The 18,692-nt window shown below is 55.4% G+C and carries 20 protein-coding genes; 5 read left to right on the plus strand and 15 right to left on the minus strand.

Annotated features, from left to right (window positions below; translation table 11 throughout):
* Positions 1-53 precede the first annotated feature (53 nt).
* Genes AB8846_RS18010 through dnaB form a run of 4 tightly spaced genes read right to left on the minus strand, consistent with a single transcriptional unit; the run spans position 54 to position 4,149 of the window.
* The gene (locus AB8846_RS18010; RefSeq protein WP_370733324.1) at positions 54-1,064 is read right to left on the minus strand and encodes an AAA family ATPase; all 1,011 of its coding nucleotides are present in this window, start codon (positions 1,062-1,064) and stop codon (positions 54-56) included.
* Positions 1,061-1,618 (minus strand): nicotinamide riboside transporter PnuC, encoded by a 558-nt coding sequence (gene pnuC / locus AB8846_RS18015; RefSeq protein WP_370733325.1) that lies wholly within the window; start codon positions 1,616-1,618, stop codon positions 1,061-1,063. Before pnuC ends, AB8846_RS18010 begins: the two co-directional genes overlap by 4 nt.
* Before the next feature lie 22 nt (positions 1,619-1,640).
* On the minus strand, positions 1,641-2,720 hold the full coding sequence (alr, locus tag AB8846_RS18020; RefSeq protein ID WP_370733326.1) for an alanine racemase: 1,080 nt from the start codon (positions 2,718-2,720) through the stop codon (positions 1,641-1,643).
* Positions 2,721-2,736: 16 nt separating this feature from the next.
* Positions 2,737-4,149 (minus strand): replicative DNA helicase, encoded by a 1,413-nt coding sequence (gene dnaB, locus AB8846_RS18025; RefSeq protein ID WP_023310046.1) that lies wholly within the window; start codon positions 4,147-4,149, stop codon positions 2,737-2,739.
* 66 nt (positions 4,150-4,215) lie between these two features.
* Here dnaB and AB8846_RS18030 point away from each other — a divergent pair, with 66 nt between their 5' ends.
* Positions 4,216-5,199, plus strand: coding sequence for a quinone oxidoreductase (locus AB8846_RS18030; protein ID WP_311391366.1), 984 nt, complete (start codon positions 4,216-4,218; stop codon positions 5,197-5,199).
* A gap of 184 nt (positions 5,200-5,383) precedes the next feature.
* Here the strand turns inward: AB8846_RS18030 and pspG are convergent, their stop codons facing one another.
* Together pspG and dusA are read right to left on the minus strand one after the other, a co-directional pair.
* Positions 5,384-5,626: an envelope stress response protein PspG gene (gene pspG / locus AB8846_RS18035; RefSeq protein WP_370733350.1), complete on the minus strand. Its 243-nt coding sequence runs from the start codon at positions 5,624-5,626 to the stop codon at positions 5,384-5,386.
* A 136-nt stretch (positions 5,627-5,762) separates the two neighbouring features.
* Entirely contained in the window at positions 5,763-6,758 is a 996-nt protein-coding gene (gene dusA, locus AB8846_RS18040) for a tRNA dihydrouridine(20/20a) synthase DusA (RefSeq protein WP_370733327.1), read from the minus strand.
* 147 nt (positions 6,759-6,905) lie between these two features.
* Between dusA and AB8846_RS18045 the strand changes: the two genes are divergently transcribed.
* Both AB8846_RS18045 and AB8846_RS18050 read left to right on the plus strand, forming a co-directional pair.
* Positions 6,906-7,169: a type II toxin-antitoxin system HicA family toxin gene (locus tag AB8846_RS18045; RefSeq protein WP_072163882.1), complete on the plus strand. Its 264-nt coding sequence runs from the start codon at positions 6,906-6,908 to the stop codon at positions 7,167-7,169.
* The gene (locus tag AB8846_RS18050; RefSeq protein WP_023334163.1) at positions 7,166-7,501 is read left to right on the plus strand and encodes a type II toxin-antitoxin system HicB family antitoxin; all 336 of its coding nucleotides are present in this window, start codon (positions 7,166-7,168) and stop codon (positions 7,499-7,501) included. Before AB8846_RS18045 ends, AB8846_RS18050 begins: the two co-directional genes overlap by 4 nt.
* Before the next feature lie 34 nt (positions 7,502-7,535).
* Here AB8846_RS18050 and AB8846_RS18055 read toward each other — a convergent pair whose 3' ends face one another.
* Positions 7,536-8,783, minus strand: coding sequence for a conjugal transfer protein TraF (locus AB8846_RS18055; protein WP_063144992.1), 1,248 nt, complete (start codon positions 8,781-8,783; stop codon positions 7,536-7,538).
* 172 nt (positions 8,784-8,955) lie between these two features.
* Positions 8,956-9,444 carry a cupin domain-containing protein gene (locus AB8846_RS18060; RefSeq protein ID WP_370733328.1) on the minus strand — a complete coding sequence of 163 codons (489 nt, stop codon included), beginning with the start codon at positions 9,442-9,444 and terminating at the stop codon, positions 8,956-8,958.
* A gap of 115 nt (positions 9,445-9,559) precedes the next feature.
* Between AB8846_RS18060 and zur the strand changes: the two genes are divergently transcribed.
* A complete protein-coding gene (zur, locus tag AB8846_RS18065) occupies positions 9,560-10,072 on the plus strand; it encodes a zinc uptake transcriptional repressor Zur (RefSeq protein ID WP_025757832.1) in 513 nt (170 codons plus the stop codon).
* Positions 10,073-10,119: 47 nt separating this feature from the next.
* Here zur and AB8846_RS18070 read toward each other — a convergent pair whose 3' ends face one another.
* The 4 genes from AB8846_RS18070 to AB8846_RS18085 form a co-directional block, all read right to left on the minus strand.
* Positions 10,120-10,329: a CsbD family protein gene (locus tag AB8846_RS18070; protein WP_024906712.1), complete on the minus strand. Its 210-nt coding sequence runs from the start codon at positions 10,327-10,329 to the stop codon at positions 10,120-10,122.
* Positions 10,330-10,449: 120 nt separating this feature from the next.
* Positions 10,450-11,787, minus strand: coding sequence for an MATE family efflux transporter DinF (dinF, locus tag AB8846_RS18075; RefSeq protein ID WP_370733329.1), 1,338 nt, complete (start codon positions 11,785-11,787; stop codon positions 10,450-10,452).
* Positions 11,788-11,850: 63 nt separating this feature from the next.
* Complete coding sequence (gene lexA / locus AB8846_RS18080) at positions 11,851-12,459, minus strand: transcriptional repressor LexA (RefSeq protein WP_024906710.1); 609 nt, start codon at positions 12,457-12,459, stop codon at positions 11,851-11,853.
* A 108-nt stretch (positions 12,460-12,567) separates the two neighbouring features.
* Complete coding sequence (locus AB8846_RS18085; RefSeq protein ID WP_023334158.1) at positions 12,568-12,936, minus strand: diacylglycerol kinase; 369 nt, start codon at positions 12,934-12,936, stop codon at positions 12,568-12,570.
* 154 nt (positions 12,937-13,090) lie between these two features.
* Here AB8846_RS18085 and plsB point away from each other — a divergent pair, with 154 nt between their 5' ends.
* Positions 13,091-15,511, plus strand: coding sequence for a glycerol-3-phosphate 1-O-acyltransferase PlsB (plsB, locus tag AB8846_RS18090; protein ID WP_370733330.1), 2,421 nt, complete (start codon positions 13,091-13,093; stop codon positions 15,509-15,511).
* A 118-nt stretch (positions 15,512-15,629) separates the two neighbouring features.
* Here the strand turns inward: plsB and gntU are convergent, their stop codons facing one another.
* From gntU to gntR, 3 genes are all read right to left on the minus strand, one after another.
* Positions 15,630-16,970, minus strand: coding sequence for a gluconate transporter (gene gntU / locus AB8846_RS18095; RefSeq protein WP_010436459.1), 1,341 nt, complete (start codon positions 16,968-16,970; stop codon positions 15,630-15,632).
* 3 nt (positions 16,971-16,973) lie between these two features.
* Positions 16,974-17,501 (minus strand): gluconokinase, encoded by a 528-nt coding sequence (gntK, locus tag AB8846_RS18100; RefSeq protein ID WP_008503362.1) that lies wholly within the window; start codon positions 17,499-17,501, stop codon positions 16,974-16,976.
* A 126-nt stretch (positions 17,502-17,627) separates the two neighbouring features.
* Positions 17,628-18,623, minus strand: coding sequence for a gluconate operon transcriptional repressor GntR (gntR, locus tag AB8846_RS18105; RefSeq protein WP_021242747.1), 996 nt, complete (start codon positions 18,621-18,623; stop codon positions 17,628-17,630).
* Between the last annotated feature and the right edge of the window lie 69 nt (positions 18,624-18,692).

Below are 18,692 nucleotides of genomic sequence, written 5' to 3' on the forward strand. Positions count from 1 at the left end.
TGAGGCAGGGATTTCAACAATAAACCGGAAGTGGAAGAAGGTCGAGAGCGATATCAGCCCGACCACGGGATATGTTGGCAAATTTGATCGATGCGCTCAGACAGAGAACCCCGCACGCGCAAAAAGGGGATCTTTCGCTGTGTTAGCTCAGCTTCATACCATACCTGCTGTCGACGGCGAAACGCCTCGCCTTGCCGGGTGCCATCCTGCACAAAAGGAAATTCATCGCCGCAGAGTACGACCAGAGCGTAGTCGCGTTCGGCTAACGCCATGAGTTCCTGCGGCGCGCTGCCGAACCGATCGAGCGTATAGAACAGGGTGGTTAAAGGCGAGGTATCACACACCAGGTAAGGAGCGGTGCAGGCTAATTCCTCTCTGCGCACCTGCTCCCGGGCAATATGCAGCAGATCGTCCTTCTCCAGTATGCCGTTCTTCGCCTCCCAGTGTTCACGGCCAAACTCTGCAACGTACGGAACGTTCAAGGTCTGCGAGAGGGCCTGGGAAAGCGTGCTTTTGCCCGTCGATTCGCCGCCTAATAAGCAGATACGAAACACAAAGCTGCGATAAACCTCAGGGGACATCATCTGACGGTAGCGGTGAACATCAGAGCGTATGCGTGTTCCTGACGGGGCTTCCGGCCCCTGTGGACGCTGAAGACGTATGTGTGTAACCGGCTGCCTGAAACGCTGGCTCAACACCGCGGCAAAGCCGTCACCGTAGTCTTCGGCGGTAAATACCGCCCGTGGCTGACAATGCAGAATATCTTCACATAGCGTGGCAACGTAATGACGATGCAGATCGGCGTCAGCGTCGTTCGGTGGGGGCGGAGCAATATCGTACGACGCCATTACCTGCGGAGAAAGCACAAGATGGCGGCATTGCGGGAAGCGCATCTTTAGCCAGTGAAGCCGTTTTTCAGGTTCATAACCGCGTATTTCCGGCACCGAATAGCTAATGACAAAGACCGTCTCGCACTGCTCAAGAGCCGCATTGATAAGCGCTTCATGACCTGAATGCAAAGGTGCGAATTTGCCCACAACCAGGCCGCTGGCATAACGCTTCATTGCGCGCGGATCTCCTTACGCCACTGATACAGTCCATGCCATGCATTAAACCAAAACAGCAGATATAACCCGGCGGTCAGATGCAGGTCCCTCATCGCATACAGCGGTACCGCCAGCGTGTTAACGGCGATCCAGACGTACCAGTTTTCCAGACGTCGCCCCATCAACATAAACTGAGCAAGAACGCTGAATGTCAAAATGATGGAGTCCAGCCAGGGAGCCCAGGCATTGGTGTAGAGATGCAATATCAGTCCGTACACCGCCGCCACGCTCATGGCACAGGCCAGGAGAATAAAAAAATGCCCCGGTCTGGTACGCCGAACGGGCAATACGTCCCCGCTATTGCCTTTAAGCCAGTGCAGCCAACCGGTTATGCTCGTGAAAATGAAGAAGAATTGAAGCGTAACGTCAGCGTAAAGCTGCACTGAATAAAAGACCCATGCGTAAAGCCCGCAGCCTATGATGCCAATCCACCACGTATGGATGTTGTTTCTGGCGGCCAGCCAGACGGAGAGCGCATAGGCAAGACAAGCAGCGATTTCTGAAGGGGACATTATCCTTCCCTGGAATGAAATGTTAGTCGATGTATTTCATCGCTACCCTTGACGTCAGGCGCGTGATAAGTTCGTAAGCACTCACTTTCGTGATTTCAGCAATGCGCTCAACGGGCAGCCCCTCACCCCACATCACCACATCATCGCCTGGCTTATCCTGGGCTTCAGGCCCCAGATCAACGCAAATCATGTCCATCGCCACGCGGCCAACAACCTTCACCTCGCGACCGTTGACCAGAACCGGCGTACCCGACGGTGCGGCGCGCGGATATCCGTCACCATAGCCCATCGCCACCACGCCAAGACGGGTATCACGCTCGCTGGTCCATGTGCCGCCGTAGCCCACCGGCTCACCCGCTTTATGGTCACGTACGGCAATCAGGTTAGAGACCAGCGACATGACCGGCTGGAAGCCAAAGTCCGGCCCCCAGGGTTTGTTCTCCAGCGGCGACACGCCGTAGAGAATGATGCCAGGACGCGCCCAGTCGAAATGCGACTGCGGCCACAGCAGAATACCGCCGGATGCCGCAATCGAGCGCATCCCCGGCTTGCCTTCGCAGAAGGTATTAAAGATATCCAGCTGCCGGTCGGTCGCACCGCACTCGGGCTCATCGGCACGGGCGAAGTGGCTAACAATATTCACCGGCTGGCGCACGTTTTTACACCGGCATAAACGCTGATAAAACGCTTCCGCGCTCTCCGGACGCACGCCCAGACGGTGCATGCCCGTATCGAGCTTCATCCATACGGTCACCGGCTCGCTCAGCTCGGCGGTTTCAAGTGCGGCGAGCTGTTCTTCGTTGTGTACCGCCGTATGCAGATGCTGGTCAGCGATGGTCGGCAGATCGCTGGCTTCGAAAAAGCCTTCGAGGAGCAGAATGGGTTGAGTAATGCCGCCCGCGCGCAGGCGGAGGGCTTCTTCAAGACGGGCGACGCCAAAAGCGTCGGCATCGGGGAGCGTTCGCGCGGTCTCCAGAAGACCGTGTCCGTAAGCGTTCGCTTTCACGACTGCAACGAGCTTGCTGGCAGGCGCCAGTTCACGCAGACGTTGCAGGTTGTGTCGCAGAGCGCGGCGGTTAATAACAACAGTTGCCGCTTGCATTTGAATTCCTTAGAAATTACTCATCATCATATTGAGGACCGGCATAGTTGTCGAAACGCGACCACTGTCCGTTAAAGGTCAGACGCACCGTCCCGATCGGGCCGTTACGTTGTTTACCAATAATAATTTCGGCGATCCCTTTCAGGTCGCTGTTCTCGTGATAAACCTCATCACGGTAGATAAACATGATTAAGTCGGCATCCTGCTCGATGGAGCCGGATTCACGCAGGTCGGAGTTGACCGGACGCTTGTCGGCACGTTGTTCCAGGGAGCGGTTCAGCTGCGACAGCGCCACCACCGGCACATGCAGCTCTTTGGCTAACGCCTTGAGCGAGCGGGAAATCTCTGCAATTTCCAGCGTACGGTTGTCGGAGAGCGACGGGACGCGCATCAGCTGAAGGTAGTCGATCATGATAAGACCGATGCCGCCGTGTTCACGGGCGATACGGCGCGCGCGGGAACGGACCTCCGTCGGCGTCAGGCCGGAGGAGTCATCAATATAGATGTTACGTTTTTCCAGCAGAATGCCCATGGTGCCGGAGATGCGCGCCCAGTCTTCATCATCGAGCTGGCCGGTACGAATGCGGGTCTGATCCACACGCGACAGCGACGCCAGAGAACGCATCATAATCTGCTCGGAGGGCATCTCAAGACTGAAGATCAGCACCGGCTTATCCTGCAACATCGCCGCGTTTTCGACGAGGTTCATCGCAAATGTGGTTTTACCCATCGACGGACGCGCGGCGACGATGATCAAATCCGACGGCTGCAGGCCGGCGGTTTTCTTGTTCAAATCGTCATAGCCGGTGTTCACGCCGGTGACGCCATCGTGCGGCTGCTGGAACAACTGTTCGATACGGGCAACGGTGGCGTCGAGAACATCGGCGATGTTTTTTGGGCCTTCGTCTTTATTGGCGCGGCTTTCGGCGATTTTAAAGACGCGGGACTCAGCAAGGTCGAGCAGGTCTTCGCTGGTGCGGCCCTGCGGATCAAAACCGGCTTCGGCGATCTCATTCGCCACCGAGATCATCTCGCGAACGACTGCACGTTCGCGCACGATATCAGCATAAGCGCTGATGTTCGCCGCACTAGGCGTGTTTTTTGACAGCTCCGCCAGATAGGCAAACCCACCGCAGCTGTCGAGTTGACCAAGACGCTCCAGCGATTCCGCGAGCGTGATCAGGTCGATCGGGCTGCCCGACTCCTGCAGACGCGCCATTTCGGTAAAGATGTGGCGGTGCGGGCGGGTGTAGAAATCTTCCGCCACGACGCGCTCGGCGACGTCGTCCCAGCGTTCGTTATCCAGCATTAAACCGCCCAACACCGACTGTTCCGCTTCAATCGAGTGCGGCGGGACTTTTAACCCTGCGACCTGGAAATCACGCTCGCGAGGTTCAGTCTGTTTGTTGAAGGGTTTGTTTCCTGCCATAGTGAATGGAGTTACCGAGATAAAGAGTGGGTCGAAAGATTACCATATTTTTCTTACGGAGGGAGCATGGCAACGCGCATTGAATTCCAGAAACACGGTGGGCCAGACGTACTGAAAGCGGTGGAGTTCACCCCTGCCGCACCTGGCGAAAACGAAGTGCAGGTTGAAAACAAAGCCATCGGCATAAACTACATCGACACCTATATTCGCGGCGGTCTTTACCCGCCTCCGTCAATGCCAAGCGGCCTGGGCACCGAGGCAGCCGGTGTCGTCGTCAAAGTGGGCAGCGCGGTTAAGCATATTAAAGAGGGCGACCGCGTGGTGTATGCGCAGTCCGCGCTTGGCGCTTACAGTTCCGTCCACAACGTTCCGGCGGATAAAGCCGCCCTGCTGCCTAACGCCATCTCCTTTGAGCAGGCGGCGGCCTCGTTCCTGAAAGGTTTGACCGTTTACTACCTGCTGCGCAAAACCTATGAAATTAAACCCGACGAGCAGTTCCTGTTTCATGCTGCGGCGGGTGGCGTCGGGCTTATCGCCTGTCAGTGGGCAAAAGCGCTGGGCGCGAAGCTGATCGGCACCGTAGGAAATGCACAAAAAGCGCAGCGCGCGCTGCAGGCGGGCGCCTGGCAGGTGATTAACTACCGTGAAGAGAGCATTGTTGAACGGCTGAAAGAGATCACTAACGGCAAAAAAGTGCGCGTGGTGTATGACTCGGTAGGGAAAGACACCTGGGAAGCGTCGCTGGACTGCCTGCAGCGTCGCGGTCTGATGGTAAGCTTCGGGAATGCGTCAGGCGCGGTAACCGGCGTTAACCTGGGCATTCTGAACCAGAAAGGTTCTCTGTACGTGACTCGCCCTTCCCTGCAAGGATACATCACCAACCGGGAAGAACTTGAGGAAGCCAGCAACGAGCTGTTCTCGCTGATCGCCAGCGGCGTCATCAAAGTGGATGTGGCAGAGGCGCAGAAATTCGCGCTGACCGATGCGCAGCGCGCGCATGAGGTGCTGGAGAGTCGGGCGACGCAGGGGTCGAGTTTGTTGATTCCCTGAGCCCTAAAAAGAAATTGGGCTTCCCGTGGGAAGCCCTTTCTTTTTTTAGTTCGGCTGTATGTAGGGTACAGCTCGATGAATTCTTTAACGGCAGTCATAGTGACAGATTCGATAAGTAAATCCTATTCTGTTCTAAGCCCTGCCGCCGGAAAAGTTACAAGTATGTGACGAACCCCTCAATACCTTAGTAACGGAAGCGGTTATTGCGCTGATAACTGGGCATTTTTGGCGCTTTAATCGCCCGAATCACCCACACGACCGCAATGGCCAGCAGTAGCCACGGCAAAAGTTTTATCGTCAGGGCAAACAGTCCACCGATAAACATGACCACCGTCGCCACCACGATAGCCGCCAGAATGCCGAGCAGCGAAACGCCTGTCGCTAACAGCATGACAAAAAAGCCAATCACAAAAAGTAGTTCCAGCATGGTGCTCTCCCACGAGTTCCCGAGTAATGCAGTAAGCAATACAAGAATCATGCCAGCATTAACCTGTTGTTATTAAAGCAAAACGCCCCGCGAGCGTTCGCAGGGCGTGGTGAATTTGACGAACTTTTAGCGAAAGTTATCGCTTGTCTGCCACCAGTCGCAGCGCATGTTCCAGCACCTCGATATCTGCACCGGCTTTATGCGCATTCTCGCTCAGGTAGCGACGCCACTGACGCGCGCCCGGAATACCCTGGAACAGGCCAAGCATATGGCGGGTAATATGGCCCAGATAGGTGCCATTGCTCAACTCGCGCTCAATGTAAGGGTACATCGCACGCACGACGGCAACCGGATCGGTGTCTGCGCCTTCGATGCCAAAAATTTCGCGATCGACCGTCGCCAGAATGCCCGGGTTCTGATACGCCTCGCGCCCGACCATCACGCCATCCATATGCGCCAGATGCGCTTTGGCCTCTTCCAGCGACTTGATGCCGCCGTTGATGGACATCGTCAGGTGCGGGAAGTCACGCTTCAGCTGATACACGCGCGGATAGTCCAGCGGCGGGATCTCACGGTTCTCTTTCGGGCTGAGGCCGGAGAGCCAGGCTTTTCGCGCGTGGATGATGAACATCTCGCACTCGCCTTTCCCGGATACCGTATTGATGAAGTCGCACAGGAATTCGTAGCTGTCCTGGTCGTCAATGCCGATACGGGTTTTGACCGTGACCGGAATGGAGACCACATCGCGCATCGCCTTGATGCAGTCCGCCACAAGCTGCGCGTTCCCCATCAAACATGCGCCAAACATGCCGTTTTGCACGCGGTCGGACGGGCAGCCAACGTTAAGGTTGATCTCGTCGTAGCCGCGCGCTTCTGCCAGCTTCGCGCACTGCGCCAGCGCGGCCGGATCGCTGCCGCCCAGCTGCAGGGCAACCGGATGCTCTTCTTCGCTATAGGCCAGATAGTCGCCCTTCCCGTGAATAATTGCCCCGGTGGTCACCATTTCGGTGTACAGCAGCGTATGGCGGGAGAGCTGGCGCAGGAAATAGCGGCAGTGTCTGTCCGTCCAGTCGAGCATCGGCGCAATGGAGAAACGGTATGCAGGGAAAGCGGTCTGTAATTCTGACGACATGGCGAAGTTTTAAGCATCTGGTGGAAAAGGGGCGCTACTATAGCACAGGCTCAAAAAGGATACGATCCGGCTTGATGTGATATCAAAAAGTGATATCATTTACTCCAACTTTGGCGGGGAAGAAAATTAAAATGGAATCTATCAACTATGAAAACATTGAACGCCCGCCACCAAAAAACATTGCAGTTGATTTTCTCTGTGCCAACGCCCAGCTCTCTCGAATGGCGCAGGATTGAAGCGCTTTTTATCGCATTGGGTGCGAAAGCCTCAGAAGGCAACGGCTCAAGGGTAAGATTCGAAATCAATGGAGTTGTGGCTTCGTTTCATCGTCCTCATCCGGATAAAGAAGCGAAGGTTTATCAGGTTCGCGACGCAATGGCTTTTCTCATCGCAACAGGGGTGTCTCCATGATTAACACTATGACTTATAAAGGCTATGCCGCAAAAATAGATTACAGCGACGAAGATCTGTGCTTCGTTGGGCATGTTGCTGGCATAAGAGATGTTATCGGTTTTCATGCTGATAACGTCGCTGCCCTGCGTAAAGCGTTTGAAGAAGCAGTTGATGATTATCTGGCTTATTGTGCTGAGCAGGGCCGAGAGCCTCTGCGACCAGCTAGCGGAAAAATCAGTTTGCGCATCTCGCCAGAAGTCCATTCAGCGATCAGCATTGCCGCTGAAGTTTCAGGTAAAAGCGTGAATCAATGGATCAACGATACGCTGGCTAAAGCAGCACACGGATAAGTGTAAAGGGCACCAGCAAGGGTGCCCTTTGTATTTAGAACGTCATACTCAGCTGGGCCCCTGCGCCCCAGGTTTCGTCTTCACCGTACAGACCCATCAGGTCAACATGAACGGTACTGAACGGCGCGAAGCCAACACCGCCGGTAAAGACATTGCTGTCGTTACCCTTCACGTCCGCGCGATAACCCGCACGCACGGCCAGCCAGCTGAGCGGCGTAACCTCGGCACCGACGCCAACGTACTGCGACGTATCTTCGCTCTTGAAGCCTTTGGTTTCCGTCAAATCGCCATCGGCGGTCAACGTCACCAGATCGTTGTGCCAGGCGGCCCCGGCGGTCACTACAGGACTGATTTGATAAGTATCACGCACGCCATCCACTTTCTTAGTGTCGATATCCCGGGAAAAGAGATTTTGTCCGGTTAGACCAACGGTCCAGTTATCACCAAAGTCAGCAGCAAGACCGGCGTCAACGTTAAAGCCGGTATCATCATTACGATAGCGACTACTATTGATATCGCCGCTGTCGAAGTTGTAGATGGAGACCGTATAGTTATAGAGCCAGGTTTTCTGCAGCTTAGGCGTGATACCGACAGAAACTGGTACGCCGCTAATATCAAACTGACGCGCCACCGCCACACCATAGTCCGACACGATCGCCGCGCGACCAAAACCTTTTGACTTCAAATCATTCGGATTAATGCGAAGCGCTGCAGCAGGAACATCTTCAACCAGGCGTAACTTTTCAATATCACCCTGATCGATATAAGAACTCACGCGTGCGCGCGCATTCGCTTTTGCGACGAATGCTACGGATAACACGTCATTAGGAATGCTGACGGCAATCCCGGCACCCGCTTTACCGCTGGCGGTTTTTCCTTTGAGAGAATCCAGTTGATTAGCAAGATCGCCAGCGGCGGCTGAGACGTTCCGGGAGGCCGGACTCGCGGGATTGAGGAGATCGAAAAGATTAATATTATCCAGCGTGCTGCGATATTTGCTGACATCGTCGCTGATATCATCAATCTTATCGCGCAGATTGTCCTTATCCGAAATTTGAGCGCCAATTGACGGCAGAATAACCGTGACATCATCATCCGGCTTTGCCTTTGCCAGCAGCGCCGGGTTTATCAATACTGCACTGCCATAGCTCCCAGCCGCAACGCCGGTTCCACCCATTGCGTCACTGCGCGCTTCTGTCCAGGTATTGGCTGCTCCCGCCTGATTTGCCATAAACAAGGAAACAGCGATGCTAACCACCGAAAATTTAAAATTTTTTTTCACAGTATGCCCGTTATAGTCTGTTATGAAATAACCCCTGTCTGTTATCACCCAAACAGGAACGAACTATTGCTGTGAATAAGTAGTAAAAGACCCGCTATTTCTATCCCTAAGTAAAACTCCCTTACGGCCTGTTATATTTTGTGACGGCCCTCAATATTTATAGAAGAGGAAATTATTTTTTCCCAGGTTTTCCATCATGCGGTCCAAAAAACTGGGGTGGGTGGTCTACCCAGCGATCCTCACGGGTAGCGGCATACATCGGATTGAGGGGATAGTAGATGCGATTGTGCTTCTTGTTGGCCTCGCCTACGACCAGCAACCGCACCTCTTCCTCCGTGTTGTTGATAAAGGTGTGGCAGATACCGGTTCCGGCAGGAAACCCCACGCTGTCGCCCGGTTCAAGTTTCCATAAATAGCCATTAATCCACGCCTCTGGATAACCTTCGAGCACGTAAATGAACTCTTCTTCATCGCTTTCCGCGTGCGGATAGGACGTCCTGCGCCCGGGCGGTAAACGCTCATGATGGATACCAATGCGCCCGAGCCCAAGCCTGCGAGCCAACGGGGCGCCGATAGAAAAAAGCTCATCGCTATCTGGATAGGTCGAATCATCCGCACCTTCAACGTCGCGCCAGTGCCGAATACAGTCAGGTCTTTTCATTGTTTATTTCCCGGTTTGTAATGGGTCAGGTATAGCACAGACTGGTGGATCTCGGTGTTTTTACCAGAACATGATAAAGTGGGGGTTTTCCGTCCTATAACATCCGGGGTGCTACATGGATAAGTCCACAAAAGAGCTGTTAGCGCAGGCCGAAAAGCTGTGCGCCCAACGCAATGTGCGCCTGACTCCGCAGCGCCTTGAAGTCTTACGTCTGATGAGCCTGCAGCAGGGTGCTATCAGCGCCTACGATCTGCTCGACCTGCTCCGTGAAAGCGAGCCGCAGGCGAAGCCACCGACGGTGTATCGCGCCCTGGATTTCCTGCTTGAACAAGGGTTCGTGCATAAGGTTGAGTCCACCAACAGCTATGTGCTGTGCCATCTGTTTGATCAGCCCACCCACACATCGGCGATGTTTATCTGTGACCGCTGCGGCGTGGTGAAAGAAGAGGGTGCGGAAGGCGTGGAAGATATTATGCATACGCTGGCGGCGAAAATGGGTTTTGCCCTGCGTCATAACGTGATTGAAGCACACGGGCTGTGCTCTGCCTGCGTGGAAGTGGAAGCCTGTCGTCATCAGGACGCGTGTCAGCACGACCACTCAATTCTTGTGAAGAAAAAGCCGCGTTAACGGTAAAAGAAAAGGCGGCTTAGAGCCGCCCTGTGGGTTATTCAGCGTTACCAGCGGTAGTCGTTACGGGTTTCCCAGTCTTTGACTTCGTTTTCCGCCTGATCTTTCGCGTAACCGTAACGTTCCTGAATTTTACCGACAAGCTGATCGCGTTTACCTTCAATGACGGTCATATCGTCATCAGTCAGCTTACCCCACTTTTCTTTCGCTTTACCTTTGAACTGCTTCCAGTTGCCGCCGATTTCGTCTTTATTCATCATCGTGTCCTCTTAGTTAAGCGTCGGGTCGTAACGTCCGTTACGTTCTTTTCTGCTGGACGTGATAATTATTGTAGTTAAGGATTCGGCAGTTGATTTCATATTCGGAATCTTTAACCGTCACGATATATCGTGGCGCGAGGGAAACCAGGTATTCTTTTGCCAGTGGCGGTGCCAGATAAAAGCCAACGATATCCCTCGCAGCGAGAGGAAAACGGCCAGGGCCAGCCACAAACCGTGATTACCCAGCCAGGGAAGCGTCAGCAGCGTCAGACCAAACCCTGCCGCCGCGACCGCCATGCTGTTACGCATTTCCGCTCCGCGCGTCGCACCAATAAACATGCCGTCCAGCAGATAACACCAGACGCCGACCACCGGTAAGATGACTTGCCAGATGAGATAGTGACTTGCCAGCTCGCGCAGCGCAGGGATAGACGTCAGCAACGCAACGATCTGCTCACCAAAGCAGGCGTAAACCAGGCCGAACGCCAGCGCCACCAGTCCCGACTGACGGCAGGCTGCCCGCCAGACGTCCCGAAGCTGCCCGCTTTCGCGCGCACCGTACGCCTGCCCGGAATGCGCTTCTACCGCATAGGCAAAACCGTCCAGCGCGTACGCGGTAAAGGTCAGCAGCGTCATCAATACCGCATTGACCGCAACGATTTCTGGCCCCAGTCGAGCCCCGAAAACCGTCAGAGCACCGAAGCAGAGCTGTAGCAGCAGCGAGCGCAGCATGATGTCACGATTGAGCGCCAGCAGCTTACAGATATTGCCGCGCCATGCGGTTTTGAGCAGCGCCAGGGAGATGCCGCGCATCGCCAGCACGCGCCAGACCATCCACAGACCAATAATAAAGGTTCCGTACTCGGCAATCGCCGTCGCCAGCGCCGCGCCCTGCACGTTCATGTGCAGGCCCATTACCAGCCAGACATCCAGCACAATGTTGAGAAGGTTGCCCACTACCAGCAAAATGACTGGCGCACGGGCGTACTGAACGCCCAGTAGCCACCCCAGCAGAACCAGGTTAGCCAGCGAGGCGGGCGCGCTGAGCCAGCGGATTTCAAGGAAACGTCGCGCCTGCGCCAGTACCGCCTCGCTGCCGCCAACAACGTGGAGCGCAAGGTCGATCAGGGGCGCACGTAATAAAACGATTAACGACCCCGCGCCAAGCGCAAGGATCAGCGGCTGCACCAGCGCGCGCGCCAGACGCAGCGGATCTTTTGCGCCATAAGCCTGTGCCGTGAGCCCGGTGGTGCTCATACGCAAAAAGAGCAGCAGCATAAACAGGAAGCTGGTTGCCATTGCACCAATCGCCACGCCGCCAAGATAAACAGGCGAATCAAGGTGACCAATAACGGCAGTATCGACCAGACCGAGCAAGGGCACGGTAATATTGGAGAAAATCATCGGCAGTGCAAGACGCCACAATGCCTTATCGGATGCCGTCAGCAGTGACATGAAAAATACCGGGAGTCGAGAATGAAGCAGGCTACAGCGGCGCCATAGCCTGTCAGGAAGCGGTTACAGCCATTCGCCGTTGCGAATGACCCCAACCGCCAGTCCTTCGATAGAGAAGTTGTGTTCGCGGAGATCGACCACAATCGGGGAGAACTCGTTGTTTTCAGGCAGTAGCTGGACGGTATTCCCCTGTTTTTTCAAACGCTTGACGGTGACTTCATCATCAATGCGTGCGACAACCACCTGGCCGTTACGCACATCCTGCGTTTTGTGCACCGCAAGCAGATCGCCGTCAAGAATGCCGATGTCTTTCATCGACATACCGCTGACGCGCAGCAGGAAATCAGCGCTCGGTTTGAACATGGCCGGATCGACCTGGTAGTGGCCTTCAATATGCTGCTGTGCCAGTAAAGGCTCACCGGCAGCAACACGCCCTACCAGCGGAATGCCCGTCTCTTCTTCCACCAGCAGGCGGATACCACGTGACGCGCCTGAAACAATCTCAATCACGCCCTTACGCGCCAGCGCTTTCAGGTGTTCTTCGGCAGCATTCGGAGAACGGAAGCCCAGACGCTGCGCGATTTCCGCACGCGTGGGTGGCATACCCGTCTGGCCGATATGATCCCGGATGAGATCAAACACCTCTTGCTGCCTGGTCGTTAACGCTTTCATTCCGCCCCCTGGGTGTATATACAGTTATGCTGTGAGTATATACAGTCAAAGGCGATTTTGGAACCAAAAACTGCACAAAAAACCAGGGACTTAATTATTCCTCGAGGCTCATCGGAAATGTGACCAAAGCAGCGTGACCCAGGTGATAACGGCAGTGATAATCGCCAGCAACACGGCAGCAGAGCCCATGTCTTTTGCACGACCAGAAAGCTCGTGGAAATCTGAACCAATGCGATCAACAACGGCCTCAATAGCGCTATTAAGAATTTCCACTATCATCACCAGAAGCACGGAACCGATAAGAAGTACGCGGGTAATTGCATCAACATCAAGGAAACAGGCGATGATCACCGCGATGATAGCGGCGACGCCCTCCTGGCGAAAGGCGGCTTCGTTGATCCACGCAGCACGGAACCCTTTCCATGAATAGCCGGCGGCTTTGATGATACGCGTTAACCCAGTGGTATTATTGGCCATTAAAAGAACCTTTTATGAAAAAAAGCGTCAGTAACAGGAGCTGTAGCGCGTTTCGCTACAGCCTGAAGTATGACGGGTAACAACAGAAATTTTGCGCGCTTTCTGTTATCCTTGCGCAGCAATTGCATTATTAACCAGAGGCTTTACATCGTTTATGTCCGGCTGGCCACGAATTTACTACAAATTACTTAATTTACCATTAAGCGTCCTGGTAAAAAGCAAGTCTATCCCAGCAGAACCCGCGCTGGAATTGGGGCTCGATACGTCGCGTCCTATTATGTACGTTTTGCCTTATAACTCGAAGGCAGACTTACTGACGCTTCGCGCCCAGTGTCTGGCGCATGACTTACCTGACCCGCTTGAACCGCTTGAAGTTGACGGCACTTTGCTGCCGCGCTACGTGTTCATTCACGGCGGGCCGCGCGTGTTCACCTACTACACGCCAAAAGAAGAGTCCATCAAGCTGTTCCACGACTATCTCGACCTGCATCGCAGCAATCCCGATTTGGATGTGCAGATGGTGCCGGTATCGGTGATGTTTGGTCGTCGCCCGGGTCGTGAAAAAGGTGAAGAGAACCCGCCGCTGCGCATGCTTAACGGCATCCAGAAGTTCTTCGCGGTCTCCTGGCTGGGACGCGACAGCTTTGTGCGTTTCTCCCCTTCCGTTTCGCTGCGTCGAATGGCGGACGAACACGGCACCGACAAGATCATCGCGCAAAAACTGGCGCGCGTGGCGCGTATGCACTTCGCGCGTCAGCGCCTGGCTGCCGTAGGGCCGCGTCTCCCGGCGCGTCAGGATCTGTTCAACAAGCTGCTGGCCTCCAAAGCGATTGCCCGCGCCGTTGAAGACGAAGCGCGCAGCAAGAAAATATCGCATGAGAAAGCCCAGCAGAACGCCATTGCGCTGATGGAAGAGATTGCAGCGAACTTCTCTTACGAGATGATTCGCCTGTCCGATCGTATTCTCGGCTTTACCTGGAACCGTCTCTACCAGGGCATCAACGTTCATAACGCCGAACGTGTACGTCAGCTGGCGCATGATGGCCATGAGATTGTCTATGTTCCCTGCCACCGCAGCCACATGGACTACCTGCTTCTTTCCTACGTGCTCTATCACCAGGGGCTGGTGCCGCCGCACATTGCAGCCGGTATCAACCTGAATTTCTGGCCAGCAGGTCCGATCTTCCGCCGCCTGGGCGCCTTCTTTATCCGTCGTACCTTTAAGGGCAACAAGCTCTACTCCACCGTGTTCCGCGAGTATCTGGGCGAGCTGTTCAGCCGCGGCTATTCCGTGGAGTACTTCGTCGAGGGCGGTCGCTCCCGTACCGGTCGTCTGCTCGATCCGAAAACCGGCACGCTGTCGATGACCATTCAGGCGATGCTGCGCGGAGGAACCCGTCCCATCACGCTGGTGCCTATCTACATTGGCTATGAGCACGTGATGGAAGTGGGCACGTACGCCAAAGAGCTGCGCGGTGCGACCAAAGAGAAAGAGAGCCTGCCGCAGATGCTGCGCGGCTTGAGCAAGCTACGCAATCTCGGTCAGGGCTACGTGAACTTCGGCGAACCGATGCCGCTGATGACGTACCTGAACCATCACGTTCCCGAGTGGCGCGAATCCATCGATCCTATCGAAGCAATTCGTCCGGCCTGGCTGACGCCAACGGTCAACGGCATCGCGTCCGAGCTGATGGTGCGCATAAACAACGCCGGTGCGGCTAACGCCATGAACCTGTGCTGTACGGCGCTTCTGGCTTCGCGTCAGCGCTCGCTGACCCGTGAACAGCTCACAGAGCAGCTGGATTGCTATCTGGATATGATGCGCAACGTGCCGTATTCCGTTGATTCAACCGTGCCTTCTGCTACCGCCAGTGAGCTTATCGATCACGCGTTGCAGATGAACAAGTTTGAAGTCGAAAAAGATACGATCGGCGACATCATCATTCTGCCGCGCGAGCAGGCAGTGCTGATGACCTACTACCGCAACAACATCACCCATATGCTGATGCTGCCGTCGCTCATGGCGGCCATCATCACCCAGCATCGCCGTATCTCACGTCAGGAGCTATTGCGTCACGTTGATACGCTCTACCCGATGCTGAAAGCGGAACTGTTCCTCCGCTGGAGCAAAGATGAGCTGGCGGGTGAGCTGGACAAACTGACGGAAGAGCTGCGTCGTCAGGGGCTGATTACCGTCTCAAACGATGAGCTGCACATCAATCCGTCGCGCTCCCGCACCCTGCAACTGCTGGCGGCCGGCGCGCGCGAAACGCTGCAGCGCTACGCCATTACGTTCTGGCTGCTGAGTGCGAACCCGTCTATCAACCGCGGTACGCTGGAGAAAGAGAGCCGGACGCTGGCACAGCGCCTGTCCGTTCTGCACGGCATTAACGCCCCTGAATTCTTCGACAAAGCGGTCTTCAGCTCCCTGGTGCTGACGCTGCGTGACGAAGGCTTCATCAGCGATACGGGTGATGCCGAGCCGGAAGAGACGCTGAAGGTGTACCAGATGCTGGCAGAACTGATCACCTCGGATGTGCGTTTGACGATTGAGAGCGCCACGCAGGGCGAGTGATGTGAAAAAGCCGGGTGGTGTCTTCACCTGACCCGGCCTGGCGTTCTGCATAATAGAAAGGCCCGGTAAGCGCTAACGCTACCGGGCCTTATTTTTAAGCCTTGTTACATCATCGCATTCAGCTCAGCAGCGTAAAGGCAATCATCCCGACAATCGCACCCGTCGTGCCGAGGATGGTTTCCATCAGCGTCCAGGTTTTCAGGGTTTGCGCTTCGGTGGCGCCGGTAAATTTACCGAACAGCCAGAAGCCCGCGTCGTTGACGTGAGAGACCACAATCGAACCGCCCGCGATACAGATAGACAGCGCGGCCATCTGCGCACCGGAGTAGTTCAGCTGTTCAATTACCGGCATCACCAGACCCACGGCGGTTAAACACGCCACGGTTGCGGAACCCTGGATGATACGCACCGCCGCGGCCAGCACAAAGCAGGTTACCGCAATCGGCAGGCCCATCCCGGTCAGCGCTTCGCCCAGGGCCGGACCCACGCCGGAATCCACCAGGACCTGCTTGAACACGCCGCCAGCACCAATCACCAGCAGGATAATACCCGCGGGCTGCAGCGCGGCACCGCAGATCTCCATCACGCGGTCTTTCGGCATCCCCTGACGCATCGCCAGGCCGTAAATCGCCACCAGACACGCAACAAGGATCGCCGTGAACGGGTGGCCGATGAACTCAAACCACTCGTAGGCGCTGGAACCCACCGGCACAAAGCGCGCGGCGATGGTTTTCAGACCCACGAGAACCAGCGGCAGCAGGATCAGCGACAGGCTGAAGCCGAAGGACGGCATTTTGCCTTCGCCCAGGTGCGGCTCGGTAATGTCGTCCGGAATGTGCAGCTCAACGTAACGGCTGATAAAGTTACCCCACAGCGGACCGGCAATAATCATCCCCGGGATCGCCGCGCACAGGCCAATCAGGATCATCCAACCAAAGTCAGCGTGCATCTGGGAGGCCAGCAGCATCGGCGCAGGCCCCGGCAGCAGAAACGCTGCGGCTGCCGCCACGCCCGCAAACAGCGGAATAACCAGCTTCACGAGGTTAGTGCCGGTATGGCGCGCCATGGAGAACGCGACGCTTATCAGCAGCACAACGGCGACTTCGAAGAACAGCGGCAGCGCGCAAATCAGGCCAGCCAGACCAATCGCGTAGTGCGCGCGGCTGTGGCCGAAGGATTTCAGCATCTTGACGGCAATCTGGTCGACCGCGCCCGTCTCGTGCAAAATCTTGCCAAACATCGCGCCAAGGGCGACCACAATCGCCAGGAAGCCCAGCGTACCGCCCATCCCTTTTTCCATCGTTGCGGCGATCTTGTCGAGCGGCATACCGGAAAAGAGACCTGCACCTATAGAAACCACCATCAAAGCAACAAAAGCGTGCATGCGCGCCTTCATCACCAAAAACAGCAGCAGCAATACGGAACCCACTGCTGTCAAAACTAGCGTTAATGTACTCAAAACTTACTGCCTTTTATTAATGACCTCGATGGTGCTGGCAACAACACCTTCCAGTGACTGATCGATATCAACCACTAAGACGTCTTTCTCATCTTCACCCGGCTCCTGCAGCGCTTCGAACTGCGTCACCAGCATCTGGGTTTTGAAGAAGTGACCTTTACGCGCCTTCAGACGGCTTTCAATCACCTCGAAATCCCCTTTCAGGTAGATGAAAGAGAGGTTCGGGTTGCCGTCGCGCAGCAGGTCGCGATAGGTTTTTTTCAGCGCAGAGCAGACGATAAGAGAAACTTTGTTGGTACGCTGCATAGCGAACGCGGCGTCATTCAGCGCCTGCAACCACGGTTTGCGGTCGTCGTCATTCAGCGGCTCGCCGGAGGCCATTTTCATGATGTTGCTGCGCGGATGGAGGAAGTCGCCATCAAGGAACGCAGCCTGGAGTTGATGCGCCACTTCGCTGGCTACGGCTGATTTCCCGCTACCGGAAACGCCCATCAGGACGTAGACGTGGTGATCGTGATTAGTCGTGCTCAAAGGGAGTCCCTCAGTCAATTGTTACGGGTAACAGTTATCGGTAACATTGTCCTGCCGGGGCAAAAGAGAAGCAATATCCAAACGTGCGCGAAGTGAATAAGTGTGAGCTACTTCAAATTTGTCAGTTCAAATAGATCCACCCGGTGACAAGGTGAAACCTAAATCTAACATTTTTGGAGTAACCGTCTCACCGCGAATGCGCGCCAGCAGGCGTTCTGCGCCAATGCGGCCCATACGTTCACGCGGGGTCAGGACGCTCGCCAGACGTGGCTCCATCACCTGGCCGATGTCGTGGCCGTGGAAACCGGCGATCGCCATATCGTCGGGGATCTTAAGCCCCAGACGCTGACACTCAAACGCCGCGCCGACCGCAAGGTCATCGTTGGTACAGAAAATACCGTCCAGTTGCGGATACTCGCGTCGTGCCTGACGCATCAGCTCAATACCCGACGTATAGGAAGAGGACTGCTCCACCATCACGCTGTAGGGGGTTAAGTTCGCGTCGAGCATCGCCTGCTCGTATCCCTTCTGTTTGATGATAGTACGTTCATCAAGACGCGCACCCAGATAGGCGATATGACGATGCCCCCGGGCGATGATGGCCGCCGTCATCTGGCGCGCCGCTTCGAAGTTATCGAACCCAACGGCGATGTCGAGGCACGGCGACTGGCTGTCCATCAGCTCCACCACCGGAATACCGGCCACTTCGATCATTTTGAGCGTGCGGGCAGTGTGGGTACGTTCCGTTAAAATCAGGCCGTCGATGTTCCAGGAAAGCATTGATTCAAGACGTTCCTCTTCCAGTTCCGGCTTGTACCCGTAGTGGGCGAGCATGGTCTGATAGCCAAAAGCATCGGTGACGCTTTCGATACCGCGCAGAACTTCGGCGAAAACCTGGTTGGTCAGGGAAGGAAGCAGGACACCTACCGCACGGCTGGTCGCATTGGAGAGAATATCGGGTGCGCGGTTGGGGATATAACCCAGTTCATCAAGAGCTGCGGCAATCTTGCCACGCAACGCCACGGAAACCTGCTCCGGGTTACGTAAAAAACGGCTGACCGTCATTTTGGTCACACCGACGCGATCGGCGACATCCTGAAGTACGGGGCGTTTCTTTTTCATCGTCCTGAGAAATCTTGAAGTGAGAGATTTGCTCAGTTTATCACGGACAAAGCTCAACCTTCCCCGTTT

The sequence above is a fragment of the Enterobacter sp. KB-221C9 genome (genome assembly GCF_041320715.1).
Classification (GTDB): domain Bacteria; phylum Pseudomonadota; class Gammaproteobacteria; order Enterobacterales; family Enterobacteriaceae; genus Enterobacter; species Enterobacter asburiae_D.